The following is a 26,524-nucleotide window of genomic DNA, read 5'->3' on the forward strand; positions in this document are numbered from 1 at the left end:
GTTGTCCTTGGGCTGCGCTTAACTGCTTCCGCAAGCATGATAATTTGCTTGGCATTTGGCATGCCAGAAGTTAGAAGTAGAGCCATTCTAAAGTCGAGATCGAGACGAATCGATGAGCCACGACGTGCACAAGGTCCGCCCGTTCGAGCATCCCGGTGAGGGACGCAAGCGAGCCAAGGCCACGCCCAAGGGACGGCAGGTCGATCCCACCGCCGCGCACGAGATCGAGCAACTGCTCGGCGACAGGCCGCGGCGGCGTGATCTCCTGATCGAATATCTGCACCTGATCCAGGACAGATATCATCAGATCTCGGCCGCGCATCTCGCCGCGCTCGCCGACGAGATGAAGCTCGCCTTCGCCGAGGTGTTCGAGACCGCGACCTTCTACGCGCATTTCGATGTGGTGAAAGAGGGCGAGCCTGACATTGCGCCGCTGACGATCCGCGTCTGCGACTCGCTGACCTGCGCGATGCTCGGCGGTGAGAAGCTGCTCGAGGATTTGCAGAGTGCATCGGGGCCCGGCATCCGCGTCGTCCGCGCGCCCTGCGTCGGCCGCTGCGACACCGCGCCGGCCGCGGAAGTCGGCCACAACTTCGTCGATCATGCGACCGTCGCCAATGTGATGGCGGCCGCGAAGGCCGGCGACACCCACGCGCATCTGCCCAAATATGTCGACTACGACGCCTATGTCGCTGATGGCGGCTACAAGCTGCTCAACCGTTTGCGCTCGGGCGAGTTGCTGAAGGACGATCTGCTGAAGGCGCTCGATGACGCTTCGCTGCGTGGCCTCGGCGGCGCCGGCTTCCCGACGGGACGCAAATGGCGCGCGGTGCTCGGTGAGCCCGGCCCGCGGCTGATGGCGATCAACGGCGACGAGGGCGAGCCCGGCACGTTCAAGGACCGCGTCTATCTCGAAAGCGATCCGCATCGCTTCATCGAGGGCATGCTGATCGGCGCGCATGTGGTGCAGGCCTCCGATGTCTATATCTACCTGCGCGACGAATATCCGGCCTCACGCGAGATCCTGGAGCGCGAGATCGCAAAGCTTCCTCCGGGCGGCCCGACGCTGCACATGCGCCGCGGCGCCGGCGCCTACATCTGCGGCGAGGAATCCTCGCTGCTGGAGAGCATCGAGGGCAAGCGCGGCCTGCCCAGGCACAAGCCGCCTTATCCGTTCCAGGTCGGCCTGTTCGGCCTGCCGACGCTGATCAACAACATCGAGACGCTGTGGTGGGTGCGCGACATCGTCGAGAAGGGCGCCGACTGGTGGAAGGGCCATGGTCGCCACGAGCGTCACGGCCTGCGCAGCTTCTCGGTCTCGGGCCGCGTGAAAAATCCCGGCATGAAGCTCGCACCCGCGGGCATCACCGTGCGCGAGCTGATCGACGAATATTGCGGCGGCATGGCCGATGGCCATCAATTCTATGCGTACCTGCCGGGCGGCGCGTCCGGCGGCATCCTGCCGGCGTCGATGGACGACATCCCGCTCGATTTCGGCACGCTGGAAAAATACGGCTGCTTCATCGGCTCGGCCGCGATCGTGATCCTGTCGCAGAAGGACAGCGTGCGTGCGGCGGCGCTGAACCTGATGAAGTTCTTCGAGGACGAGAGCTGCGGCCAGTGCACGCCGTGCCGCGTCGGAACCCAGAAGGCGGCGCTGCTGATGCAGAAGCCGGTGTGGAACCGCGCACTTCTGGAAGAATTGAGCCAGGCGATGCGCGATGCCTCGATTTGCGGGCTTGGACAGGCGGCATCGAATCCGCTGGCCACCGTGATCAAATATTTCCCTGACGAGTTCAAGGAAGCGGCCGAATGACCAAGATTACGTTTGAGCTCGACGGCAAGCAGGTCGAAGCCAATCCCGGCGAGACGATCTGGCAAGTCGCAAAACGCCAGGGCCGCGAGATCCCGCATCTGTGCTATTCACCCGCGCCCGATTATCGGCCCGACGGCAATTGCCGTGCCTGCATGGTCGAGATCGAGGGCGAGCGCGTGCTGGCCGCGTCCTGCAAGCGTACGCCGTCGGTCGGCATGAAGGTGAAGTCCGAATCCGCGCGCGCGGTGTCGGCGCAGAAGATGGTGATGGAGCTGCTGGTCGCCGACCAGCCGGCGCGCGAGACTTCGCACGATCCGGATTCGAAGTTCTGGCACTGGGCCGAGACGACAGGCGTCACCGAGAGCCGCTTCCCGGCCGCCGAGCGCTGGGCAACCGACGCCAGCCATCCGGCGATGCGCGTCAACCTCGACGCCTGCATCCAGTGCGGCCTGTGCGTGCGCGCCTGCCGCGAGGTCCAGGTCAACGACGTCATCGGCATGGCTTATCGCAACCATGGCTCGAAGATCGTGTTCGACTTCGACGATCCCATGGGCGAGTCCACCTGCGTCGCCTGCGGCGAATGCGTGCAGGCCTGCCCGACCGGCGCGTTGATGCCGGCCGTGATGCTCGACGAGAAGCAGACCCGCGTGACTTACGCGGACAAGAAGGTGGATTCGCTCTGCCCGTTCTGCGGCGTCGGCTGCCAGGTGACCTACGAGGTCAAGGACGAGAAGGTGATCTATGCCGAGGGCCGCGATGGCCCTGCCAATCGCAACCGCCTCTGTGTGAAGGGCCGCTTCGGCTTCGACTACATCCACCATCCGCACCGCCTGACCAAGCCGCTGGTGCGGCTGCCCAATGCGAAGAAGGATGCCAACGACCAGGTCGATCCCGCCAATCCGTTCACGCATTTCCGCGAAGCGAGCTGGGAAGAGGCGCTCGACATCGCGGCCAAGGGTCTCGTCAAGATCCGCGACACGAACGGCGTGAAGGCGCTCGCCGGCTTCGGCTCGGCCAAGGGCTCGAACGAAGAGGCCTATCTGTTCCAGAAGCTGGTGCGCACCGGTTTCGGCTCCAACAATGTCGACCACTGCACCCGGCTGTGCCACGCCTCGTCGGTGGCGGCGCTGTTCGAAGGTCTCAGCTCGGGCGCCGTGTCGGCGCCGTTCTCCGCGGCGATGGACGCCGAGGTCATCATCGTGATCGGCGCCAACCCGACCGTAAACCATCCGGTCGCCGCGACCTTCATCAAGAACGCGGTCAAGCAGAACGGCGCCAAGCTGTTCGTGATGGACCCGCGCCGGCAGACGCTGTCGCGCCATGCGACCAAGCATCTGCAGTTCAAGCCCGGCTCCGACGTCGCCATGCTGAACGCGATGATCAACACGATCATCACTGAAGGCCTGACCGACGACCAGTACATCGCCGGCTACACCGAGGGTTTTGAGGACCTCAAGGAGAAGATCAAGGAATTCACGCCGGAGAAGATGGAGGCGATCTGCGGCGTCCCGGCGCAAACGCTGCGCGAGGTTGCGCGCGCCTATGCGCGGGCAAAATCGTCGATCATCTTCTGGGGCATGGGCATCAGCCAGCACGTCCACGGCACCGACAATGCGCGCTGCCTGATCGCGCTCGCGCTGATCACCGGCCAGGTTGGCCGCCCCGGCACCGGCCTGCATCCGCTGCGCGGCCAGAACAACGTGCAGGGCGCCTCCGATGCCGGCCTGATCCCGATGTTCCTGCCGGATTACCAGCCGGTCGGCCGCGACGACTTGCGCGGGGCCTTCGAGAAGCTGTGGCAGCAGGATCTCGATCCCGTGCGCGGCCTCACGGTGGTCGAGATCATGAACGCGATCCATGCCGGCGAGATCAAGGGCATGTATATCGAGGGCGAAAACCCCGCGATGTCGGACCCCGATCTCCAGCACGCGCGCCACGCGCTCGCCATGCTCGACCATCTCGTGGTGCAGGACCTCTTCGTGACCGAGACCGCGTTCCACGCCGACGTGATCCTGCCGGCCTCGGCCTTCGCCGAGAAGGAGGGCTCCTTCACCAACACCGATCGCCGCGTGCAACTCGCGCGCCAGGTGATCAAGCCGCCGGGCGATGCGCGACAGGATCTCTGGATCATCCAGGAGATCGGCAAGCGCATGGGCCTGCCGTGGAATTATGCCGGTCCCGGCGACGTCTTCACCGAGATGGCAGAGCTGATGCCGTCGCTGAAGAACATCACCTGGGAGCGGCTGGTGCGCGAAGGCGCGGTGACCTATCCGGTCGACGGTCCGGACCAGCCCGGCAACGAGATCATCTTCACCACGGGCTTCCCGACCGCGAGCGGCCGCGGCAAGATCGTGCCGGCCAAGGTCATCCCGCCCGACGAGATCCCCGACGCCGAATATCCGATGGTGCTGTCGACCGGCCGCGTGCTGGAGCACTGGCACACCGGCTCGATGACCCGCCGCGCGCAGGTGCTGGACCAGATCGAGCCCGAGGCGGTCGCGTTCATGTCGCCGAAGGACATGCACAAGAAGAAGCTGGTGCCGGGCGATTTCATTCGCCTGGAGACTCGCCGCGGCGCCGTCGAGGTCAAGGTCCGCTCCGACCGCGACGTGCCGGAGAACATGGTGTTCATGCCGTTCTGCTACGCAGAGGCGGCGGCGAACCTGTTGACCAACCCGGCGCTCGATCCGTTCGGCAAGATCCCGGAATTCAAGTTCTGCGCGGCCAGAGCCGAACGCGCGGAGATGCGGGACGCGGCGGAGTAGGGAAGACCTCCTCCCAGCGGGGTTTGGCGGCATAGCGCCTCCAAATTCCGCTGTCGTCGTCGCGAATGCGAGGACCCATACCGCGTGATTTCTCGATTGCGGACGGTCTTAGTACCAAACGTCGAGCCTTCGCCAAACTCCTCCCTGGGGTTATGGGTCCCCGCGTGCGCGGGGACGACAGCGGATGTGTGGCGGCAATTACACCCCCCACCGCTTCGCTCCTCGCAATGACGGTGGTAGATGTGACCCATGTCCAAAGCCACCCCAGCCACACGCGCGCTCACGGCCGCCGGTATTGCCTTCACCGTCCATGCCTACGACTACGATCCTGACGCCGAGAGCATCGGGCTGCAGGCGGCCGCTGCGCTGGCTGAGGACCCCGCGCGCGTCCTGAAGACGCTGATGGCGCTGGTCGATGGCAAGCCGGTCTGCGTGATCGTGCCGTCCGACCAGGAGGTCTCGATGAAGAAGCTGGCCGCTGCCGCGGGCGGCAAGTCGGCGCAGATGATGAAGCCGCCCGAGGCTGAGCGCGTCACCGGCTACAAGGTTGGCGGCATCAGCCCGTTCGGCCAGCGCAAGCCCGTGCGCACCGTGATCGAACAGAGCGCGCTCGGGCATGATCAGGTTTATCTCAATGGCGGCCAGCGCGGCTTGCAGGTGCGGCTGAGGCCGGCCGATGTGCGGGACGCGTTGAGGGCGGTCGTTGTCGACGTCGTGGCCTGAGCGTCACGCGCTTACTGCTTCTGCAGCAGCTTCAGCCGGCAGCGCAGCGCCTCGCGGATATGTGCCCTCGCAAGCTGCTCGGCCCTGTCGCCGTCGCGCGCGGCGATCGCCTCGATGATGACCTGGTGCTCGCCGTGACTGGTCGAAGGGCGTCCCGTCACCGTGAAGGTGGTCGGGCCGAGCAGCGCGATCCAGTCCTGCAATTCGCGCGAGGCGTTGTCGAGATAGCGGTTGCGCGCGGCGCGGCAGATGGCCTCGTGGAAGGCGCGGTTGAGCCTTGCCATTTCTCCTGCCATCTCGGCGACGTTGGTCGCGGAGGTCTCGACAAAAGCCTGCTCGATATCCCAGAGTGCATCGACCTCGGGCGCCGAAGCGTGTTCGGCGGCGAGGCGCGCCGCGGCACCTTCCATGATTTCGCGCATGGCGTAGAGCTCGAGCACTTCCGAGATGTCGAGATTGCGCACGATCAGCCCGCGTCCGCCGGCGGGCTCGACGAAACCGCGTGCGGCGAGCCGGCCGAGCGCTTCGCGCACCGGGGTGCGGCTGACCTTGAGCCGCTGCGCGACCTCTTCCTCGCGCAGGCGGTCGCCGGCGCGGTAGCTGCCGGCCTGGAGCGCCTCGCACAGCGAGCGGAATACAGCTTCGCCAAGGGCAACGCCGCCGCCGCGCGCGATCGATCCGCCTGTCTTTGCCGGACGCCTCGCCATGTTCCCTCGTAGCAAGGCGCATCCTGCCCATGCAGAGATGACGCTTGCAGGCTCTCTGTATATCTTTGTATACAAAAGTACGCAATGGTGGTGCCGGTTGACCGGGGCCGCCGGCGGATAGAATGTCTCAACTTCGTCGCATCGGGCGGACGGCATGAGCAGCAAGTACGACGTGCTGGTGATCGGCGGCGGCAACGCGGCGCTGTGCGCGGCGATCGCGGCGCGGCGCGGCGGTGCCTCGGTGCTGGTGCTCGAAGGCGCACCGAAATTCTATCGCGGCGGGAATACCCGCCACACCCGCAACATGCGTTGCGCTCACGATGCGGCCACCGAAATCCTGACCGGCCCTTATACCGAAGAGGAGTTCTGGGAAGACCTGCTGCGCGTCACCGGCGGGCAGACCGACGAGGTGCTCGCGCGCCACATGATCCGCGAGTCCAAGGACATCCTGAACTGGATCGTGGAGCAGGGCGTGCGCTGGCAGCCCTCGCTCGGCGGCACGCTGAGCCTCGGCCGCACCAATTCCTTCTTCCTCGGCGGCGGCCGCGCGATGCTGAATGCGCTCTATCTCACTGCCGAGCGCCTCGGCGTCGACGTCGAATACGACGCCGAAGTCACCGACCTCGTGATGGAGGACGCCATGTTCCTCGCCGCGCGCCTGAAGCGGCCGATCAGGGGCGAGAGCGAGATCCGCGCGACCTCGCTGGTCGCCGCCGCCGGAGGGTTCGAGGCCAACATCGACTGGCTCAAGCAATATTGGGGTGAGGCGGCCGACAATTTCCTGATCCGCGGCACGCCCTATAACCGCGGCTCGATCCTGAAGATGCTGCTCGACAAGGGCGTGCAGGAGGTCGGCGACCCCACGCAGTGCCACGCGGTCGCGATCGACGCCCGTGCGCCGAAATTCGACGGCGGCATCATCACCCGCCACGACTCCGTGGTGTTCGGCATCGTCGTGAACAAGCACGCGCAACGCTTCTACGACGAGGGCGAGGATATCTGGCCGAAGCGCTACGCCATTTGGGGCCGGCTGGTCGCGGCGCAGCCCGACCAGATCGCCTACATCATCTTCGACTCGACCGTCGTCACGAGCTTCATGCCGACGCTGTTTCCGCCGATCGCTGGACAGACGGTGGCCGAACTCGCCGGCAAGCTGGAGCTCGACCCGGCCGCGCTGGAAAAGACCGTCACCGAATTCAACGCCGCGGTGCGGCCCGGCACCTTTGATCACACCATTCTGGACGACTGCCGCACTGAGGGCATCACGCCGCAGAAGACCCACTGGGCGCGCAAGATCGAGACGCCGCCTTATCTCGCTTATCCAGTGCGGCCCGGCATCACCTTCACCTATCTCGGCACGCGCGTGACCAAGGAGGCGCGGATGTTGATGGCTGACGGCAAGCCGTCGGCTAACATGTTCGCGGCGGGCGAGATCATGGCCGGTAACGTGCTCGGCAAGGGCTATGCCGCCGGCATGGGCATGACCATAGGCAGCGTGTTCGGGCGGATCGCAGGACGGGAAGCGGCACGGCATGCGAAGAACTAAAGAAAAGGCTCTGGGAGGAACCATGTCGCGCATTGCCATTGCTTCGATCACGGCGCTGTTGACCGTCGGCCACGCCCACGCCGCCGAGCCGATCACCCTGCGCGACATGGGTTCGTTCCACGTCGGCGGGCGTCTTGTCGAGATCTCCGGCAAGCCGGTGAAGGAGGTCGTGTTCACGCCCGGCGGCGTGCCGGCCAAGGTCGATCCCAACGGCACCTATCAGGTCGAGCAGATGTACGTGCAATATTTCCTGCCGGCCAACGAGAAGGGGGTTTATCCGCTGCTGATGTGGCACGGCGGCGGACTGACCGGCGTCACCTACGAGACCACGCCCGACGGCCGCGAAGGCTGGCTGAACTATTTTCTGCGCAAGGGATGGGCAGTCTACAATTCCGACGCGGTGGAGCGCGGACGCGCCGGCTGGGCGCAATACCCAGACATCTTCAAGAGCGAGCCGGTCTTCCTGACCACGGCCAATCCGTTCGAGCGTTTTCGCATTGGCGATGGACCAAACTCATACGATCCCGATCCCGCCAAGCGGAAGCTGCTGCCGGGCAGCCAGTTTCCGGTCGAAGGCTACGAGAATTTCGTCAAGCAGAACGTGCCGCGCTGGACCACGACGGATGACGCGATCATCGCCGCCTATATCGCCGAAATCGATCGCGTCGGCCCCTCGGTGGTCCTGTTCCACAGCCAGGCCGGCAGCTTCGGCTTCAAGGTCGCGCAGGCCCGGCCTGACAAGGTCAAGGCGCTGATTGCGATCGAGCCGGCCGGTATCGGCGATCCCGCCAAAGCGGAGGTGCTGAAGAACATCCCGACCCTCGTCATCTATGGCGACTATATCGAGCGCGATTCGCGCTGGCCCAAGATCCGCGCCAACGGCGTTGCCTTTGCGGACGCTATCAAGGCGGCCGGGGGCAGCGTTGACGTCGTCGACCTTCCCCAGGCCGGCATCAAAGGCAATTCGCATATGGTGATGATGGACAAGAACAACCTCGAGGTCGCCGGCCTGATCCAGAAATGGCTCGAGGGAAAAGGTCTGACGAAGTAAGCCATGCACGGAACCAGAATTTTGGACGAAGCCGACCGCCTGATGACGGTCTGCAATTCCTGCCGCTATTGTGAGGGTCTTTGCGCGGTATTTCCGGCGATGGAAATGCGCCGCGCCTTCTCGGACGGCGACTTGAATTATCTCGCCAATCTCTGCCATTCATGCGGCGCCTGTTACGTCGACTGCCAGTTCTCGCCGCCGCATGAGTTCAACGTCAACGTTCCCAGAACGCTTGCGGTCGCGCGGGCGGAGTCCTATGCCGCCTATGCCTGGCCGGGCGCGCTGTCCGGCGCTTTCGCCCGCAACGGTCTCGTCATCAGCATCGTCGCGGCGCTCAGCATGGCGGCCTTCATCCTCGGCTTTGCCGCCTTGAACGACCGCAGCGTGCTGTTTGGCGTGCACAGCGGTCCCGGCGCGTTCTACAGGCTGATGCCGCATAACGCGATGGCTGCGCTGTTCAGTGCTGCGTTCCTGTTTGCGATCCTGGCGCTCGTCATGAGCGTACGCGCGTTCTGGCGCGACATCGGCGCGCCGATCGACGGCCGGGCCGATGGCGGCTCGATCTTTCAGGCGATCCGTGATGCCGGCGAATTGCGCTATCTCCATGGCGGCGGCGTCGGTTGCTACAACGAGGACGACAAGCCGACCGACCGGCGCAAGCTGTATCACCACCTGACCTTCTACGGCTTCCTGCTGTGCTTCGCCGCCACCTCGGTTGCCACGCTGTATCACTATCTGCTCGGCCGCGAGGCGCCGTATCCGTGGTGGGACCTGCCCGTGGTGCTGGGCACGCTCGGCGGCATCGGTCTGATCATCGGCCCGGTCGGTCTGTTCATGGCCAGGATGCGACGCGATCCGGCGCTGCTCGACGAGAGCCGCTACGGCATGGATGTCGGCTTCATCGCCATGCTGTTCCTGACCGGCCTCACCGGCATGCTGCTTCTGGTCCTGCGGGAGACCGCCGCGATGGGGCCGCTGCTGGCGCTGCATCTCGGCGCGGTATTCGCGCTGTTCGTCACCATGCCCTACGGCAAGTTCGTGCACGGCATCTATCGTTTCGCGGCGCTGATGCGCTATGCGCAGGAGCGGCGGACGGCAGCGTGACCCGTTATCTCGGTTGAAAGCGGCCCTCGCGCAGGAAGGCGATGGTCTGCGCGATCGCGGCGGCGTGGCGCGGAAGCCCGGTATGCGACGTCTTCACAACGATATGGTCGGCCATACCGGCCAGCAACGCGCTCTGCACCGACACCCGCCCGTCATTCGGCGTCGGTAGAACGAAGAGACCGGCGATAGGATCGATGAAGCGGCTACCCGCGATTACGCCGACAGGATAGTCCAGACTGGGCAAGGCGTCCGGCCGAAGCTCAGTCGTGAGCTCGAGCCCGGCGGGGCCGTAGAGTGCGCGATAGAGGCGAGATCCGCTCAGGAGATCGGCGACTTCGCTGCCGCCGTTCGGCGTGCCCAGCATCACGACGCTGCCAAGCCGGGCCGGCCGGTGTTTTGCAACATAGGCGCGCGCCACAAGGCCGCCCATCGAATGCGCAACGAAATGCAGCGGCGCGTCACGCTCGGCGAAGCGGCTGATCGCCGGATGGAGATCGTCCGCAAGCGCTACGATCGGCTTCTTGCGGCTGGGATAGTCGATGTTGAGCGTTGCGAAGCCGGCCGCACGGAGCGCCCGCTCGAGCTTTGTCAGGGATGCCGAGGTTCGCGCGATGCCGTGAAGCAGAACCACTCCCGGGCATCGCGCGTCGCCTGATCGAGGCGCCTCGTGCATTTGTGTTACGCCACCTCGCGCTCCGGCGCAGACGCCTGCTCGCGGGCCATCGTCGTTGCGGTGACGTAGTCGGTCTTGCCGGTGCCGAGCAGCGGCACCTTGTCGACCACCATGATCGCCGCGGGAACGGTCAGCTCGGATGCGCCGATCGCCTTGGCCTGGCCCTGCATTGCGCTGCGCTCGGCGTTCTTCTCCGTCGTCAGCAGCACGATGCGCTCGCCCTTGCGCGGATCGGGGATCGAGACGGCGACCGATGCGGCTTGCGGCCACAACGTCGCGGCGATGCTCTCGACTGCCGACAGCGACACCATTTCGCCGGCAATCTTGGCAAAGCGCTTGGCGCGTCCCTTGATGGTGATGAAGCCGGCCGCGTCGATCGCGACGATGTCGCCGGTGTCGTGCCAGCCTTCGGGAAGCTTTTCGAGCACGCCGGGATTTTCGGCCCGCAAGTAACCGAGCATCACGTTCGGGCCGCGCACCGAGAGCCGTCCACCTTCCTCGATGCCGGGGACCGGGTCGAGACGGCTTTCCATCAGCGGCGAGAGACGGCCGACGGTGCCGGGACGGTTGGCCATCGGCGTGTTCATCGCCAGCACCGGCGCAGTCTCGGTGACGCCATAACCTTCGAGGATGCGGATGCCGTAGCGCTCCATGAACACCTGCCGCGTGCGGTCCTTGACTGCCTCGGCGCCGGCGATCACGAGCCGCAGGGTGCGGAAGTCGTAGGCGTGTGCCGAGCGCGCATAGCCGGTGAGGAACGTATCGGTGCCGAACAGGATCGTCGCGCCGGTCTGGTAGATCAGCTCGGGCACGATCCGGTAGTGCAGCGGCGAGGGATACATGTAGATCGGAATACCCGCGAGCATCGGCATCATCATCCCACCGGTCAGCCCGAAGGAGTGGAACACCGGCAGCACGTTGAACACCTTGTCATTGGCGTTGGCATCGACCCGCGCCAGCGCCTGCGCCGCGTTGGCGAGGATGTTGCGGTGGGACAGCACCACGCCCTTGGGCGTGCCTTCCGAGCCCGACGTGAACAGCACCACGGCGGGGTCGCCGGCCTGGCGGACGACGCGCGGCGTGGTGCCGGCGAGCAGGCCCTTGATCTTGTCGGCCGTGCCGATTGAGGCGCGGACGTCTTCGAGATAAACGACCCGGGCCTCCGCGGAGATCGCAGCCATCAGCTTGTCGAGCTTGCCCTTCTCAATGAAGGCCTTCGAGGTCAGCACGGTCTTGACCTCTGCGGCCTTCATGGCCGCGAGGACGTTGACGGGGCCGGCCGAGAAGTTGAGCATCGCCGGCACCCGGCCGATGTTCTGCAGCGCCATGAAGACCACGGCGACGCCCGCCGAATTCGGCAGCAGCACGCCGACATTCTCGCCGACGGCCGTGCCGGTCTCCAGCTTCCGGCTCAGGACCTGTGCGCCGAGGATCAGCTTGCGATAGGTCAGCTTGGTACCGAGCGCGTCCTCGATGATGACCTTGCCGGTGTCGCGATCGCGATAGGCGTGTCCGAGCGCCTCGAACAGCGAGTGATCGAGCATGGCGTTCTTGACGAGGGCGTCGATCATCACGTCCTGAAGTGCGGCGCCGGCGGCATTGCGGCGTGCCTTGCCCTTCAGCGCCGGGTCGACCGGAAGCTTGACCGGCGGCAGGATGGTGACCGTCACCCGCGGGAACCACGAGCGCTTGATCTGGCTGGAGTTGAGGTAGCTGAGATGCGAGCGCTGCGCGCCTTCGATGCGAACGGGCACGACCACGGCGTCGGCCTTGTCCGCGATCATCGCGGTGCCGTCATAGACCTTCATCAGCGAGCCGGAGACGGTGATGCGTCCTTCGGGGAAGATCACCACCGGTTCGCCGGCGGCGACCAGCTTGATCAGGTCGCGCGCGGCCAGCGGCTTGGTCGGGTCCATGGTGTAGTGCTTGACGACGCGCAGGAACGGCTTGGCCCACCAGGCCTTGGCGATGCCGGTGTCGACCGCGAAGCTCGCGTCGATCGGCAGCACGGCGTGCAGCAGCGGACCGTCGATCAGGCTGACATGGTTGGGTGCGATCAGCATCCGCGTGCCCGGAGGCGGCAGGTTTTCGAGCCCGCGGATCTCGGTGCGGAAGAGAGCACGGAACAAGAGGCCGCCGAAGTCGCGCACGCCTTCCTTGCCCCACTTGGTCAGCACGAACCACACCGCGCCGAAGCTGGCGACGCCGAGCCCGAAGAAGATCCAGCCGATATGGAGGCCAGCCGCCTGCAATAGCGCGACGAACAGCGAGCCAACCACCATGAAGGCGGCCTGCAGCACGTTGCCGGCGGCGATGATGCGGGCGCGCTCGGATGGCGCCGACCAGGCCTGGACCGCGGCGAAGGAGGGAACGACGAACAGGCCGCCGCCGAACGCGAAGGCGACGAAGTCGACCAGCATGCGCAGGCCCGCGAACGAGGTCACGAAACCGGCCGCGGTGATGTCCTGACCCTTGGCGGTCACGCCGATGGCCCAGGCGAGATCGAGGCCAGCAAACCCCATGATGATGGCGCCGATCGGCACCAGCGCGAGGTTGGGCCGAACGTGGCTGAGGCTCGCGGCGAACAGCGAACCAATGGCGATGCCGATTGCGAAGATCGCAAGGCATAGCGTCACCACGCCCTCGGTGCCGCCGACGACTTCCTTGACCAGCGCCGGCAGCAGCGACAGCACGATCGCGCCGACCAGCCAGAACCAGGAAACGATCACGGTGCCGTCCCACAGCCGGTGGTCGGCATGCAACGTCCTAAGCAGGCTCACCGTCGAGGTCCAGGGATTGGCGTCGACAGGCAGATCGGGCGCCGACGGCGTCGTCTGCGGAATGCGGGAGGCGAAGGCCCAGGACAGCAGGGCCAGCACGACCACGGCCGATGCGACCCAGCCCATATGCGCGGATCCCGCCACGAACTGGCCGCCGGCGACGGTGCCGAGCAGGATCGCCATGAAGGTCGCGCCTTCGACCAGCGCGTTGCCGGTCGCAAGCTCACCGAGCTCGAGCTGATCCGGCAGCATGGAATATTTCACGGGTCCGAACAGCGCGGCGATGATGCCGAACAGGGCGAGCGCTGCGAACAGCAGCGGCACCGAGTGCAGAAAGAAGCCGGCGGCGGCAAAGGCCGCGGCGAAGATCTCGGCGAATTTGAGCCGCCTTGCGACGACGGATTTGACGTATTTGTCGGCGAGCTGGCCGCCGAGCCCGGACAGGATGAAATAGGGGAAGATGAAGACGGCGCCTGCCACCGTCACCAGCGCATCGCCGTGGCCGGTTGCGGCGCTGTAAAGCAGGATGATGACGAGCGCGTTCTTGAGCACGTTGTCATTGAGCGCCGAGAAGAATTGCGCCCAGAACAGCGGCGCGAAACGGCGTGACGACATCAATTCCCTGATCATGACTAGTCCTGTTTTGGAAAGGCAGAATGAGGTTCGTTACGTTGTCTTTGAAGCGTCACGACCGGAAGGGGAGGGGACGAACGATTGCGGGCGCTGATCGCCGGCCTGCCTTGTCCCCTCGATCCCTCTGATCCTGTTGGTCTCCAAGCGGTGTCGTTAGGTTCGCAAATATCTGGGCGCGCCTTACCCGGTATGCGCCGAGCGATGAGGAAAAGCTGAACCCCGTCACTGAAGTCTGGCGAGATCGGCCGCGAACGTCGGGACATGGTGAGTCCTTCCTTGCAACCAGTTCTTGCATTCGAGCCGACCCGCGTGTGCAGGTCGCGTGCGCCTCAGGTGAGATGGGCGAGGTGACGAAAGGGCGAGAGGCGGCGGAGCAGGCTGAATCGGCGGCCCTCTTGACGGGCGCGCGCGCGGCTCGCCTGCCACATCCGGAAAGTCGCCCGGCGTTCTGCCAGCACGCCGGCAATGTCGCAGGCATTGGCGATGCGATCGATCGGCGTCATGGCGAACCGGAGAACGGCCCGGCCAAAGCCGGTCACGAGGGCTGCGGCGTCATCGACGAAGGTGGTGGCAATATCAACAGCGAGGGTTTGCATTTTGGTTGTCTCCCGGTTAAATTGAACAATGTTCACATGAGTAGCTTTAAAATGAACAATGTTCAAGAAGAATCGCTGCGGGATCAGAAAAAAAATCGGCGGCGGCTCCAGATCCTGGAGATCGCCCGCGGTATCATCGCATCTAAGGGATTGAGATCGTTGAAGGTTCGGGGTGTTGCCGAGGCCGCCGGCTGCTCTGTCGGCAGCGTCTATAACGAGTTCGGCGACTTCGACGGGGTGATCCTGACCGTCAATCGGGAGACCGTTCAGGCCCTCACGGCCCGGCTTCGCGGGGTTCCGGCCGATGACCCCGTGCGCCAGCTCTATGGGCTCGCCGAGACCTATCTGGAATTCTTCGCGGAGCACGCCAATCTGCTGCGCTCGCTGTTCGAGCATCGGATGGAGGACGACCGTCCTTATCCCGACGACATCCTGCAGATGGTGATGGATGCTTTCGCGCTGATGCACCCACCCCTGGTCCGGCTGCTACCGGATGCGGATGACGTGAAGATCGCGCTGTTGTCGCGCACCTTGTTTTCTGCCGTGCACGGCATCATCTCGCTCGGTCTCGAGGAGCGGATGGTGGCCGTGCCGCCCCAGATGCTGCGTCAGCAGGTCGAGCAATTCCTCGATGCGCATCTGGTGGGTCTCGGGATCGTGCTGCCGCGGTGACGGCGGAGAGCGTCAGGCCCGCGCGGCCTCGCGCGGCCGGGCCGCAACGACGACGACATCAGGTCTTCCGCCGTCGACCTGAACGCGGTTGCGTCCCTTTTCCTTGGCGCGATAGCAGGCGGCATCCGCGCGCCGCATTGCGCCTTCGAGCGTGGTGTCGGCGTCGGCGATGCAGGTGACGCCGATGCTGGCGGACACCGCAAAGCAGCGATCGTCCCAGGCGAAGTTGAACAGCTCGAGCGATCGCCGCAGCCGTTCGGCGATGTCGACTGTGTTCGCGGGTGAGCAATGCGGCAGGATCAGGCCGAATTCGTCGCCGCCGAGCCGGGCTACCAGGTCATGCGGTTGCCGGTCCTGTTGCAGGAGGCGCGACACCTGGCAGAGCAGGCGGTCGCCGGCAAGGTGCCCGCAGCTGTCATTGACGTTCTTGAACTGGTCGAGGTCGAGCAGGATCAGGCCCAGCGAACCCGCCGCGGCAACGTCCAGTTCGCTTTGCAGGCGCGCCTCGAAGGCGCGGCGGTTGGACAGGCCGGTCAGCCAGTCGTGCGATGCCTGCCACGCCAGGCGTTCCTTCTCGGCATGCAGGGCATCTTCGAAGGCCTGCCGCTGCAGCACCAATCGCCTGGTGTGCCAGATCAGGAGCAGGATCAGCGTCACAGCGGTGACGATGTTGATGCCGGTCAGCGTCAGCTTGATGGCGCGGGAGCCTTCGCCAAGCACAGTGGAGAACCGGTTGGCATGCACCGTGAACTGGGCGTTGAGCTCGGAGAGCCGCGAAGACAGGAATTGCAGCCGGCTTGCGTCTTGAACAGGACCGTTCTCCCATTCGGACCGGATGACTTCGCCGAAGACGCTCAGCTCTAGCAGCATGGGGTCGGTGGCGGCCCACTCGCGGATCGCTTCCTGAAGGAAACTGACGCGATTGAAGTAGCGAAACAGCCAGATCAATCCCGCGACGTCATCGGGATGGTTGCCGCCTTGCAGGAAGCCGATGCGGGCGGCCTCGACGTCGATCGGATCGCGCTCGAGCGCCCAGCGCGCGAACTCGTCACCGATGGGAACGGCAAGCGAGGCCTGGTATTGCGTGAACTGGCTGGCTTCGCCCGAATGCAGGTAGAGATTGAGGAAATAGACGGCGTTCTTCTGCGAGCGCGACCACATCGCTTCGCCCGCGACATAGGCGCGGACCGACGACATCACCTCGAGACTGAATCCCGCGATCGTCGCCTGGAGCACGACGACCATCACGAAAGGCGAGACGAGCTTGATGACATGAAGGAAGCTGTGTCCCTTCGTCGACGTCGCTGTTCTGCGAAACACCCAGCGTTCCCCAAATCGCGCAATGACCCCCAGCGGAGCGCTGCGCCTGCAACGCGAAGTAGAGAATATGGTTGCTTAACTCGGGCTGAAAGGCGCGGGAGACCGCATCGCAGGGTGAAGGCGCTGTGAAGCCGATATGCGCAGATCGCTTCAAATGCCGGCAAATCGGAAAAGGCGCGGTATCGACGAAGCAATGCCTCGCATTCGTCGTGCGCGGTTTACCCGATAGAGAGAATCTCGTCGCGCCGTTAGACCAGCACGGGCTTGCGGACGCGGCCGGCGTCGCCGAACACGCGTAGATAACGCTCGATCTCCGAGGGCATGCCGGTCGCCTTTTCCGGATTATCGGAGAGCTTGACGGCCGGATGGCCGTCGACCGACGACACCTTGCAGACCAGCGAGATCGGATCGAGGTTGAACGAGCCGTCCGGCGGGCAGCCGACGAAGTCGTTGGTGAGGTTGGTGCCCCAGCCGAAGGAGAGCCGCACCCGGCCGGCGAAGTGGTGATAGGTCTCCTCGATCGAGCCGACATCCATGGCATCGGAAAAGACGAGCAGCTTGTCCCTGGGATTGCGGCCCTTCTTTTCCCACCAGGCGACGATCTCTTCGCCGGCCTGGATCGGCGGCGCGCTGTCGGGCCGGAAGCCGGTCCAGTCCGCGACCCATTCCGGCGCATCGCGCAGGAAGGCCTTGGTGCCGAAGGCGTCGGGCAGCGCGATCAGCAAATTGCCGCCATAGGTCTGGCGCCACTGGTCGAGAATGCGATAGGGCGCCCAGCGCAATTCCTCGTCGTCCCTGGCGAGTGCGGCTGCGACCATCGGCAGCTCATGCGCGTTGGTGCCGATGGCTTCGAGATCATTGTCCATCGCGAGCAGCACGTTGGAGGTGCCGATGAAGGACGGGCCCAGGCCTTCCTTCACCGCCTCCACGCACCAGCGCTGCCAGAGGAAGCCGTGACGGCGGCGGGTGCCGAAGTCGGACAGGCGCAGATTCTCCAGCTTGCGCAGCCGCTCCACCTTGGTCCACAGCTTGGCCTTGGCGCGGGCATAGAGCACGTCGAGCTCGAAGCGGCCGCGGCCCTTCATCGCCGCGCGGGAGCGCAGCTCGTTGAGGATCGCGAGCGCCGGAATCTCCCACATCGTGGTGTGGGTCCAGGGCCCGTGGAAATGCAATTCGTACTGGCCCTCGACCTTGCGCAGCTCATACTCGGGGAGGCGGAATTCGGCCAGCCAGCGGATGAAGTCCGCCGAGAACATGTGGGTCTTGCCGTAGAAGGTGTTACCGGCCAGCCAGATCAGCTCCTTCTTGGTGAAGCGGATGGTGCGGGCATGGTCGAGCTGGGCGCGCAGCTCGCCCTCGTCGATGATCTCGGCGAGCCGCACATGGCGCGAGCGGTTGATGACCGAGAAGGTCACCTGCTGCGTCGGGTAGGACTCCCGAATCATTTGCAACATCAATAGCTTGTAGAAGTCGGTATCAAGCAGGCTGCGGATGATGGGGTCCAGCCGCCAGCTGTGATTGTAGGTTCGGCTCGCAATATCGGTCACTGTCATGGGGGGATTTTAGCGCGACGGCCCGCGCGCAACCAGTGGGTTTGGCGAGGGGTGGTCTTCCGAAAGGCGGTAACGGCGATCAGGCCTTGGCAGCCGTCGCTGCGACCGTCTCGAGCTGGCTCCTGACCCAACGATGAGCCGGATCTTTCTGATAGCGCTGGTGCCAGACCATGAACATCGGCAGCTCGGCCAGCATCTGCGTGCGGGACGCCAGCGGTATGCGCGTTTGCGCGAAGCCGCGCATGACCCCGGATGCGAGCAGGCTCGGCATGCTCGCCAGCATCTGCGAGCCGCGCAGGAACGACGGCACGCCGGAAAAGCTCGGCACCGAGATCGCGATGTCGCGGTGAAGACCGTTGGCCGCCAGCCGGCGGTCGAAGTCGAGCCGCTCATTGTCGGTATAGACGACGGTGATGTGGCGCGCGGCGAGATAGGCGCTACGGCTGGCCGGCGCGGTGCGTGCCTTGGCATCGAAGTAACAGACGTAATGGTCCTGGAGCAGGCGCTTCTGCACGATGTCGATGCCGGACGGCGGCAGCGGCGTGATCAGGAGATCGCAGCGGTTCTCGCGCAGCATCGCGGGCGAGGGCGACTGCGAGGGGATCACGCGCAGGTTCAGGCTCTTCACCTGGCCGGCGACATGGTCGAAGAACCGGGGCAGCAGCAGATCGCGCTGGAAGTCATTGGCAGCGACCGTCAGCGAGAGCTGCGCGCGTGGCGGCTCGAAGCTGACGCCGCCGGCAAAGCTCCGCATCTCGTCGATCAGTGCGCGCGCCTTCGCGGCCAATCCTTGCGCATGCGCGGTTGCGACGATGCCGCGGCCGGATTTGGCGAACAGCGGATCGCCCGCGATCCGCCGCAGCTTGTTCAGGGCGTGGCTGACGGCGGACTGGGTCAGGCCGAGCCGCGTCGCGGCCGCCGTGACCGAGCCTTCCTCCAGCACGGCGAGGAACAGTTCGAGGGCGTGGCCGTCGAGGGCCAAATGATCGATTTCTTTCATGCAATATATTATAATCGATCTATTTATCTGTGGAATAGACCGGCCCATGATCTCCCGATAAGCCGCGCGTCCGGACCCGGGCGCCCCAGGGAGAGACACGATGAATGCCCAGGCGCCAGTCTTGCGGGATCCCCGCCTCAACCGCCCCGAGCCCTTGACGCCGCCGCTCGGCGACGGGGGCTTCTTCCAGCGGGATCGTTCGATTCATCCGCCGGCGCATGCGCCGGGCTACAAATCCTCGGTGCTGCGCTCGCCGCGCCAGTCGCTGCTGTCGCTGGAGGGTTCGGTCTCGGAGATCACGGGGCCGGTGTTCGGCCATAACGACCTCGGCCCGCTCGACAATGATCTGATCCGCAACTACGCCAAGGACGGCGATCCCGTCGGCGAGCGCATCATCGTCCACGGCCGCGTGCTGGACGAGACCGGCCGGGGCGTTCCGAACACGCTGGTCGAGTTCTGGCAGGCCAATGCCGGCGGTCGCTACCGGCACAAGAAGGACACCTATCTGGCGCCGATCGATCCGAATTTCGGCGGCTGCGGCCGCGCGCTGACCGACGACACCGGCTACTATTATTTCCGCACCGTGAAGCCGGGGCCCTATCCCTGGCGCAACTACGTCAACAGCTGGCGTCCCGCCCACATCCATTTCTCCGTGTTCGGTTCGGGCTTTGCGCAGCGGCTGATCACGCAGATGTATTTCGAGGGCGATCCCCTGATCCCGGTCTGTCCGATCCTGACGACGATTCCGGACAAGGATGCGCTCGACCGTCTCGTGGCGCCGCTCGATCTCAACGCCTCGACGCCGTTCGACTCGCTGGCCTACCGCTTCGACATCGTCCTGCGCGGCCAGCGCTCCACCTATTTTGAAAACCGCACCGCGGGGAACTGAGCCATGCCGCAGCCGCTCAACTATCTCAAGGAAACCGCCTCGCAGACGGCCGGGCCCTACGTCCATATCGGCTTGATCCCCGCGATGGCCGGCTTCGACATCTTCGAGAAGAACTTCTCGAATGTCCTGACAACGCCGAATACGGAAGGCGAGCGCATCACGCTGGAAGGTAAGGTGCTCGACGGCACCGGAACGCCGCTGCGCGACGTGCTGCTGGAGATCTGGCAGGCCAACGCGGCCGGTCGCTACAACCACCCGGCCGACCGTTCGGCCGGCGCGCTGGAGCAGGAGTTTCGCGGCTGGGGCCGCGCCGGCTCCGACTTCGAGAGCGGTCTCGTCACCTTCGAGACCATCAAGCCGGGCGCGATCACCGACAAGGCCGGCCGGACATGCGCGCCGCACATCAATGTCTGGATCGTCGCGCGCGGCATCAACATCGGTCTCAACACGCGGCTTTATTTCTCGGATGACGAGGCCGCCAACGCCGCCGACCCCGTGCTCAACCTGATCGAACAGCCGGCCCGGCGCTCGACGCTGATCGCAAAGCGCAGCGAGCGCGCCGGCAAGGTCGTGTATTCCTTCACGATCAATCTGCAGGGGCCGGAGGAGACGGTGTTCTTCGACGTGTGAGGATCCGGACGCCGTCCGGCAGGATCACCCCACCGGATCGCCGCGATTGATCGCTCCGCGCGCGAGGAATTGCGGTGACTGACGCATTTCGCGCGATCCCGGCCGGTCGGCCGGATCGCGCCCCACTTTCTGTCTCAGTTCTGCCAGGTCAATGAATATGTCGGCCTGTCGGCGCAGGTCGTCGGCGACCATGGGTGGCTGAGTGGAGAGCGTGGAGACGACCGTCACGCGGACGCCGCGGCGTTGCAGGGCTTCCACCAGCGAACGAAAATCCCCGTCGCCCGAGAACAGCACGATCTGATCGACGTGCTTGGCGAGCTCCATCGCGCTTACGGCGAGTTCGACATCCATGCTGCCCTTCACCTTGCGGCGGCCCGTGGTGGCGTCGACGAACTCCTTGGTGAGCTTGGTGACGACGGTGTAGCCGTTATAGCCGAGCCAATCGATCAACGGGCGGATCGACGAATACTCCTGATCCTCGATGACGGTCGTGTAGTAGAAGGCCCGCAACAGCACGCCCCGGCTTTGGAATTCGCCGAGCAGACGCCTGTAATCGATGTCGATGCCGAGCGCCTTGGAGGTGGCATGGAAATTGGAGCCGTCGATAAAGAGTGCGATCTTCTCAATCGAAGACATTGTGTTCAAATCTCCAGTTCCACACCAAAGCTGGCCGATCAGCTGTCAGGGTACGGTATGTCGGCCGGAAAATACTGAAGGCGCCGATGGCTTGCTAAAAAAAGCGGCGCAGACGACCGGACAGGGGGTGGCCGTCTTGCGCCAAGGTCAAGGAGGTCCATGCCACCAGCGCCAGGGCGCCGAATGCAGCCACGCTAAGGCGCGAGTACGCCCTGCTCAATTGTACGGAGGTAAGGAGCTTCTATTCAAAGGATAGGACCCGATATACGAAGGTAAGTGGTCGCGCCGGCAACAAAGGCCATTGCGGCAAAACAGCCTTCAACCATGGGCGCGCTCAGTCTTCGTCCGACGTGTCAGCCTTCATCGCCATGCAGCTGCGCGCGAAAGGCGCGCGGTGAGACCCCGGTGGCTGCGGTGTAGACCCGGCTGAAATAGGCGGGGTCCTCGAAGCCGAGCGCGTAGGCGATCGTGGAGACCGGCAGATTGGTGTAGACGAGGTTGCGCCGCGCCTCGCGGATCAGCCGGTTGAGGATGAGGTGCGAGGCGGTATCACCCGTCGCCGCCCGTGTGATCCGGTTGAGATGTGTCGGCGTTACCGCCAGCGCCTCGGCATAGTCCGCGACGCTCCAGCGTTCCAGGTGATGCTGCTCCAGCAGCGCCTCGAAGCGGCGGAACAGGCTGGATTCGACCGTGCCGTTGCCGCCGCTTTCGCTCGTGAGCGCGCGGGCCACCAGCCCGATCATGGCCGCCGACAACGCCCGCAGCACATGCGCGCGGCCGAAATCGCGCGCGGCATGTTCGGCGAAGATCTGCTTCATGGTGGTGCGGATCTGCGGCGTTCCGCGCACCACGGCTGAGCGGGCCAGCGCGCTGCGCAGGCCCTCGGCGGCGAGCAGCGCCTCGTCGAGAATTTCCGCGGCGATGGTCAGCACCCAGCCTTGGGTATCGGGCACGAAGCGGAAGCCGTGGACGTGGCCGACCGGCACGTTGACGATCTGCATCGGCTTCAGCTGCACCACGCGCCCGTCAAGCGTTGCCTCGCCGCCGCCGCGCTCGATCAGCAGCACCTGGTGCAGCCGGGCATGGCGGTGCACCGCCAAGGTCCAGTCGTGCAGCACCGAGCGGGACGCGATGGTCTCGCAATGCACGACGTCAGGCAGATCGCCGGACTCGCCGAACAAATTGTAGACCCGGATGGCCGGGGCGGGGACCGCGGTGATCATGTTCGAATAGTACAAGACAAAGACGAAACCCTCCATCGGTTTGCGACATTGAATCTGCAAAAAAGTGCAGACGGGAGGACGCAAAAATGAAAGTTCAGGTCTGTATCATCGGCGGCGGGCCGTCCGGGCTGCTGTTGTCCCAGCTGCTGCACCTGAAGGGGATCGACGCGGTCGTGCTGGAGAAATACAGCCGCGACCATGTGCTCGCCCGCATCCGTGCCGGCGTGCTCGAGCATGGCTTCGCCGAGTTGATGCGCGAGGCGCAGTGCGGCGAGCGGATGGACCGTGAGGGCGAGATCCATACCGGTTTCGAGATCGCCCATGACGGCGTGCTGTCCAAGATCGATCTGCACAAGCATTCCGGCGGCAGTTCGGTGCTGGTCTACGGCCAGACCGAGCTGACGCGCGACCTCTATGAGGCGCGGGACCGCCTCGGCGGCAAGGTCGTCCACAATGCGCAGGACGCGACGCCGCATGATCTGACCTCGGACCGGCCCTACGTGACCTATCGATCGAACGGCGAGACTGTCCGCGTCGATTGCGACTACGTCGTCGGCGCAGACGGTTTTCACGGCGTCAGCCGCAAGTCGATCCCGAAGGACGTGCTGCGCGAATATGAGAAGGTTTATCCGTTCGGCTGGCTGGGGGTGCTGTCGCGCACGAAGCCGGTGTCGCCCGAGCTGATCTACGTGAAGCACGAGCGCGGCTTTGCGCTCTGTTCGCTGCGCTCGCAGGTGCTGAGCCGCTACTACATCCAGGTGCCGCTGACCGACAAGGTCGAGGATTGGAGCGATGATGCGTTCTGGGCCGAGCTGAAGCGCCGCCTGCCGGGAGAGGTCGCCGGCAACCTGATCACGGGGCCGTCGATCGAGAAGAGCATCGCGCCGCTGCGCAGCTTCGTTGCCGAGCCGATGAGCTATGGCCGGCTGTTCCTCGCCGGCGATGCCGCTCACATCGTGCCGCCGACAGGGGCGCGCGGGCTGAACAGCGCCGCTTCCGACATCTACTATCTCTATCACGCCTTGCTCGCGCATTATCAAAGCGGTGATGATTCCGGCCTCAAGGGCTACTCCGCCAAGGCACTGGCGCGGATCTGGAAGGCGCAGCGCTTCTCCTGGTGGATGACGATGCTGTTGCACCGCTTCCCCGATCGCCTCGAATACGAGGACCGGCTTCAGCAGACGGAATTGGATTATCTGCTCTCGTCCGAGACGGCGCAGCGCCTGCTCGCGGAGAATTACGTGGGACTGCCGTTCTAGGCAGTCGCCACTTTCACCCTCGCTCCTGGGGAGGGTGAGCCATCGCTATTTCCCTTCCAGGATATTGACCGGCGCCCAATCCGACGTTGGGGGATTTGCCGCAAGCGCGCTCGCGCGCTTGGCGAACAGCGCCGACGCTGGATCGGTCTTTGCCGTCTGCCCGAACGCATCGGCCGCCTTCGCAAACTCCCTTGCCCGCCAGCACGCCAGTCCTTCAGCATAAGCTGCGGTCAGCTTCGCCTGTTCGGCACTCTCCGCGCCCTTCTCCGCCAGCGGCTCGAACACCTTGATGGCTTCGCCGCGCCCCATGACCCTGATCGCATCCAGCTCGCGCCAGGCAAAGGCGTCGCCGCTCTGCGTCATGGTCGTCTCCGAGGCCATGATCGCGGTGCCGTAATATTTGTTGGCGCCCTCGAGCCGCGAGGCGACATTCACGGTGTCGCTCATCACGGTGTAATTGAAGCGGCGGCGCGAGCCGATATTGCCGACCACGGCTTCGCCGCTGTTCAGTCCGATGCGATGCGACAGGCCGTGACCGGCGAAAGCGGGATTGCCGTCATTGAGCTCCGCAAGCTTCTCATGGCACTTCAGCGCGGCGCGAACCGCGTTGCACGCGTGGGCGGGATCGTCGGCCGGCGCGCCGAACATCGCGACGATGGAATCGCCGATATATTTGTCGACGTAACCGCCGTGGCCTTCGATGATATCCGTCATGGCGGACAGATATTCGTTCATCAGCGTCACCAGTTCTCCCGGCGTCATGGTCTCGGCAATGGACGAGAAACCGCTGAGGTCGGAGAAGAACATGGTGACGTTGCGCATCTCGCCGCCGAGCGCCGGCATCTTGCCGGAGGTGACCATGGTCTCGATGACCTCGGGCGCGAGGTAAAAGGCAAAGCTCTTGCGCAGGAAGCGCTCGTCGCGATCGGCCAGCATGAATCGGTAGCCGATCATGATCGCAAGCGCGGCAAGGCTGGCGAGTGCCGGCTCCGTCAGCGGCAGCGCCAAGGCATGGACGAACGCGCTGACGGCTATGGCCGCATAGGCGACCGTGAGGCCGAACCAGGCCATCAGTGCGCCGCTCGGCGCGAGCATGCAGGCCGCGCAGGCGATGATCGCTGCGAACGCGATCGCAAGAATGGTCCGCATCGGGAAGCCGAGCTCGGTCACGGCATCGCGCTCGATCAGATTTCGGACCGCGGTGGCGTGCACGAACACGCCGGCGATGTCGCTCCGGGACTTCTGCACGGTGCCTGCCGGCGCGGGCAGGGCACATCGCGCCGCCGGCGTGCCGTCATACCCGCCGGCCAGGCGCATCGAGGTGAGCTTGCGGTCCTCGAAATTCAGGACCGTACCAAGCAGCACGACCTTGCCGTCGAAGGCGCGGCGAAAGAAGTCGCGGTCACCCTTTTCGACGCAGGCGCGCAGATCGACGAAAGAGTAGGTCGGGATGTCGCGTCCCAGCCCCCGGAAGTTGAGCGCCATTGTATTCGGCACGGCACTTGGGATCGCGTAGCCGGACAATTCGGTCGCGCCGGAGGGTGCAATTTCGGGCTTTGCGCCGGTCGCGCGCGCAGCGAGCTCGACCGCCATCGCGGGGACCGGCCGCCCCTCGATGGCAAAGCTCAGCGGCATTCGCCGGATGACGTCGTCGTGGTCGGTGTGAACATTGAGCGCCCGCACGGTATTGCGGACGGCCACTTGCTGGGCGCGATAGGGCACTTCCGGATGGTCGTTGCTCAGGATTTCGCCGAGCACCAGTTTGCCGCTGTCAGAGATCTGCCGCAGCGCGATCAGGTAATCCCGATCGAAACCCTTCACGCGGGCGCCAAGGGCGGTGTCGCCAAAGGGAATTTCAGACTGCTCGATCGAATTCTTGAAGATGACGTCGAAGCCGATCACCTTGGCGCCACCCTCGGTGATGCTGCCGAGCACCCGGCCGATCTCGCGCGTCCAGGTTTGTGTCGGCGATCCCTGGAAGGGTGGGCTCTCGTACGTTTCCCCGTCGATCGCCACGACAACGACCGGCGATGTCGCGGTGTCGCGGCTGTCGCCGAGAAGCCTTCCGCGCATCGCCGTGAGGATGTCGAGCGAAAGGCCTTGCAGGGTTTGCAGCGGCGGCGACGTGAAGATCGCGCCCGTGAGGAGCGCAATCAGGATCGCCGCAACGATGTCCCGTCCCCCGATCCGCCGCATCGCTCCGTCGCAGGCTCTTATTCGAGCCGCAACAGGCGGCCGATGATCGGGGTCGGCGACGAGGTGGCGCTGGCATCGACCTGGAAGGTGTACCGCTTGGCCCCGAGGCTCGCGAGATAGCTGCCGCCCGGGGTCAGCGACTTCCCGGCCTTGGCAAAGTCATAGAATTTGCCGCGGATCATGATGTCGTTCTTGAGCGGCACGCTGATCGTGGGTTCCTTGCCGTCGGTGCGCTCGATCACCAGCGTGCTGCCGCTCTTGGCCTGGATCAGCGGCGCTGTGCCGTAGATCGTCGGCAGCTTGGACGGAGCGCCCTTGGCGTCGGACCGCATGGTCCGGAACGTGGTCGCCGCACTCTGGTTCGCCTCGCGTTCGGAGAGCTGCGCCGCCTTGGTGTCACATGGCACCTTGGCGCGCTGCACGTCGCCGAGCTGCACGGTGCTCTGCTCGGCGCCGACCAGCACGACGCCCTCGCTGATGGTCTCGCGCAGGCAGGATTTGAGATAGCTGAGCGTAATGCTGGCCTTGGGCCCGAGCTTGATGATCTTGCCCGCGGCGACATAGTCCATGAACTCGACGCCATCGACCTTGCCTTGCAGATCCTCGACGATCGCGGCTGGCGTCTCTGCCAAGGCAGGGGCCGCAGTACAGAATGCGCCGACAACAGCGCCGATCAGGCTTCTCATGGCTATTCTCATTCAATTCGACCGATAATTGCTGGTCCCCGTCCCGGTGCGATTTTTAGCATCGGA

21 protein-coding genes are annotated in these 26,524 nt (G+C 64.9%); 10 read left to right on the forward strand and 11 right to left on the reverse strand.

Annotated features, from left to right (window positions below):
• The first annotated feature begins 112 nt into the window (after positions 1–112).
• The 3 genes from AABA84_RS08185 (at position 113) to ybaK (ending at position 5,304) form a co-directional block, all read left to right on the forward strand.
• On the forward strand, positions 113–1,816 hold the full coding sequence (locus tag AABA84_RS08185) for an NADH-ubiquinone oxidoreductase-F iron-sulfur binding region domain-containing protein (RefSeq protein WP_338311814.1): 1,704 nt from the start codon (positions 113–115) through the stop codon (positions 1,814–1,816).
• Positions 1,813–4,581 carry a formate dehydrogenase subunit alpha gene (fdhF, locus tag AABA84_RS08190; RefSeq protein WP_338308280.1) on the forward strand — a complete coding sequence of 923 codons (2,769 nt, stop codon included), beginning with the start codon at positions 1,813–1,815 and terminating at the stop codon, positions 4,579–4,581. Before AABA84_RS08185 ends, fdhF begins: the two co-directional genes overlap by 4 nt.
• A gap of 249 nt (positions 4,582–4,830) precedes the next feature.
• Positions 4,831–5,304, forward strand: coding sequence for a Cys-tRNA(Pro) deacylase (ybaK, locus tag AABA84_RS08195; RefSeq protein ID WP_338308278.1), 474 nt, complete (start codon positions 4,831–4,833; stop codon positions 5,302–5,304).
• Positions 5,305–5,315: 11 nt separating this feature from the next.
• Here ybaK and AABA84_RS08200 read toward each other — a convergent pair whose 3' ends face one another.
• Positions 5,316–6,011, reverse strand: a complete 696-nt coding sequence (locus tag AABA84_RS08200) for a GntR family transcriptional regulator (RefSeq protein ID WP_338311815.1) — start codon at positions 6,009–6,011, stop codon at positions 5,316–5,318.
• 154 nt (positions 6,012–6,165) lie between these two features.
• Here AABA84_RS08200 and tcuA point away from each other — a divergent pair, with 154 nt between their 5' ends.
• From tcuA to tcuB, 3 genes are read left to right on the forward strand one after another with little or no spacing between them, the layout of a single operon-like run.
• A complete protein-coding gene (gene tcuA, locus AABA84_RS08205) occupies positions 6,166–7,557 on the forward strand; it encodes an FAD-dependent tricarballylate dehydrogenase TcuA (RefSeq protein WP_338311816.1) in 1,392 nt (463 codons plus the stop codon).
• A 22-nt stretch (positions 7,558–7,579) separates the two neighbouring features.
• Positions 7,580–8,608 (forward strand): esterase, encoded by a 1,029-nt coding sequence (locus tag AABA84_RS08210; protein WP_338311817.1) that lies wholly within the window; start codon positions 7,580–7,582, stop codon positions 8,606–8,608.
• A 3-nt stretch (positions 8,609–8,611) separates the two neighbouring features.
• Positions 8,612–9,712, forward strand: a complete 1,101-nt coding sequence (gene tcuB, locus AABA84_RS08215) for a tricarballylate utilization 4Fe-4S protein TcuB (protein WP_338311818.1) — start codon at positions 8,612–8,614, stop codon at positions 9,710–9,712.
• 4 nt (positions 9,713–9,716) lie between these two features.
• Here tcuB and AABA84_RS08220 read toward each other — a convergent pair whose 3' ends face one another.
• The 3 genes from AABA84_RS08220 to AABA84_RS08230 form a co-directional block, all read right to left on the reverse strand.
• Complete coding sequence (locus AABA84_RS08220; protein ID WP_338311819.1) at positions 9,717–10,385, reverse strand: alpha/beta fold hydrolase; 669 nt, start codon at positions 10,383–10,385, stop codon at positions 9,717–9,719.
• A 5-nt stretch (positions 10,386–10,390) separates the two neighbouring features.
• Entirely contained in the window at positions 10,391–13,795 is a 3,405-nt protein-coding gene (locus AABA84_RS08225; RefSeq protein ID WP_338311820.1) for an acyl-[ACP]--phospholipid O-acyltransferase, read from the reverse strand.
• 332 nt (positions 13,796–14,127) lie between these two features.
• The gene (locus AABA84_RS08230) at positions 14,128–14,394 is read right to left on the reverse strand and encodes a hypothetical protein (protein ID WP_338308388.1); all 267 of its coding nucleotides are present in this window, start codon (positions 14,392–14,394) and stop codon (positions 14,128–14,130) included.
• A 51-nt stretch (positions 14,395–14,445) separates the two neighbouring features.
• Between AABA84_RS08230 and AABA84_RS08235 the strand changes: the two genes are divergently transcribed.
• Positions 14,446–15,066 (forward strand): TetR/AcrR family transcriptional regulator, encoded by a 621-nt coding sequence (locus tag AABA84_RS08235; RefSeq protein WP_338311887.1) that lies wholly within the window; start codon positions 14,446–14,448, stop codon positions 15,064–15,066.
• A 12-nt stretch (positions 15,067–15,078) separates the two neighbouring features.
• On the opposite strand, the gene AABA84_RS08240 is transcribed toward AABA84_RS08235, so the two are convergent.
• The 3 genes from AABA84_RS08240 to AABA84_RS08250 form a co-directional block, all read right to left on the reverse strand.
• Positions 15,079–16,386, reverse strand: coding sequence for a GGDEF domain-containing protein (locus AABA84_RS08240; protein WP_338311821.1), 1,308 nt, complete (start codon positions 16,384–16,386; stop codon positions 15,079–15,081).
• A 248-nt stretch (positions 16,387–16,634) separates the two neighbouring features.
• Positions 16,635–17,939, reverse strand: a complete 1,305-nt coding sequence (gene pncB, locus AABA84_RS08245; RefSeq protein ID WP_212251155.1) for a nicotinate phosphoribosyltransferase — start codon at positions 17,937–17,939, stop codon at positions 16,635–16,637.
• A 79-nt stretch (positions 17,940–18,018) separates the two neighbouring features.
• Positions 18,019–18,939 (reverse strand): LysR family transcriptional regulator, encoded by a 921-nt coding sequence (locus AABA84_RS08250; RefSeq protein ID WP_338311822.1) that lies wholly within the window; start codon positions 18,937–18,939, stop codon positions 18,019–18,021.
• A gap of 100 nt (positions 18,940–19,039) precedes the next feature.
• Between AABA84_RS08250 and pcaH the strand changes: the two genes are divergently transcribed.
• Both pcaH and pcaG read left to right on the forward strand, forming a co-directional pair.
• The gene (pcaH, locus tag AABA84_RS08255) at positions 19,040–19,828 is read left to right on the forward strand and encodes a protocatechuate 3,4-dioxygenase subunit beta (RefSeq protein WP_038972019.1); all 789 of its coding nucleotides are present in this window, start codon (positions 19,040–19,042) and stop codon (positions 19,826–19,828) included.
• A 3-nt stretch (positions 19,829–19,831) separates the two neighbouring features.
• Entirely contained in the window at positions 19,832–20,458 is a 627-nt protein-coding gene (gene pcaG, locus AABA84_RS08260; protein WP_212251159.1) for a protocatechuate 3,4-dioxygenase subunit alpha, read from the forward strand.
• A 24-nt stretch (positions 20,459–20,482) separates the two neighbouring features.
• On the opposite strand, the gene AABA84_RS08265 is transcribed toward pcaG, so the two are convergent.
• Together AABA84_RS08265 and AABA84_RS08270 are read right to left on the reverse strand one after the other, a co-directional pair.
• Complete coding sequence (locus AABA84_RS08265) at positions 20,483–21,094, reverse strand: LabA-like NYN domain-containing protein (protein ID WP_212251161.1); 612 nt, start codon at positions 21,092–21,094, stop codon at positions 20,483–20,485.
• 353 nt (positions 21,095–21,447) lie between these two features.
• Positions 21,448–22,353 (reverse strand): helix-turn-helix domain-containing protein, encoded by a 906-nt coding sequence (locus AABA84_RS08270; RefSeq protein ID WP_338311823.1) that lies wholly within the window; start codon positions 22,351–22,353, stop codon positions 21,448–21,450.
• Between the two features lie 50 nt (positions 22,354–22,403).
• On the opposite strand from AABA84_RS08270, the gene pobA reads away from it, so the two are divergent.
• Entirely contained in the window at positions 22,404–23,576 is a 1,173-nt protein-coding gene (gene pobA / locus AABA84_RS08275; RefSeq protein WP_338311824.1) for a 4-hydroxybenzoate 3-monooxygenase, read from the forward strand.
• A gap of 45 nt (positions 23,577–23,621) precedes the next feature.
• On the opposite strand, the gene AABA84_RS08280 is transcribed toward pobA, so the two are convergent.
• Entirely contained in the window at positions 23,622–25,772 is a 2,151-nt protein-coding gene (locus tag AABA84_RS08280; RefSeq protein WP_338311825.1) for an adenylate/guanylate cyclase domain-containing protein, read from the reverse strand.
• Positions 25,773–25,789: 17 nt separating this feature from the next.
• Positions 25,790–26,458 carry a hypothetical protein gene (locus tag AABA84_RS08285; RefSeq protein WP_338308257.1) on the reverse strand — a complete coding sequence of 223 codons (669 nt, stop codon included), beginning with the start codon at positions 26,456–26,458 and terminating at the stop codon, positions 25,790–25,792.
• Between the last annotated feature and the right edge of the window lie 66 nt (positions 26,459–26,524).

Origin of the sequence: Bradyrhizobium sp. TM239 (assembly GCF_036247985.1) — a bacterium.
Classification (GTDB): domain Bacteria; phylum Pseudomonadota; class Alphaproteobacteria; order Rhizobiales; family Xanthobacteraceae; genus Bradyrhizobium; species Bradyrhizobium ottawaense.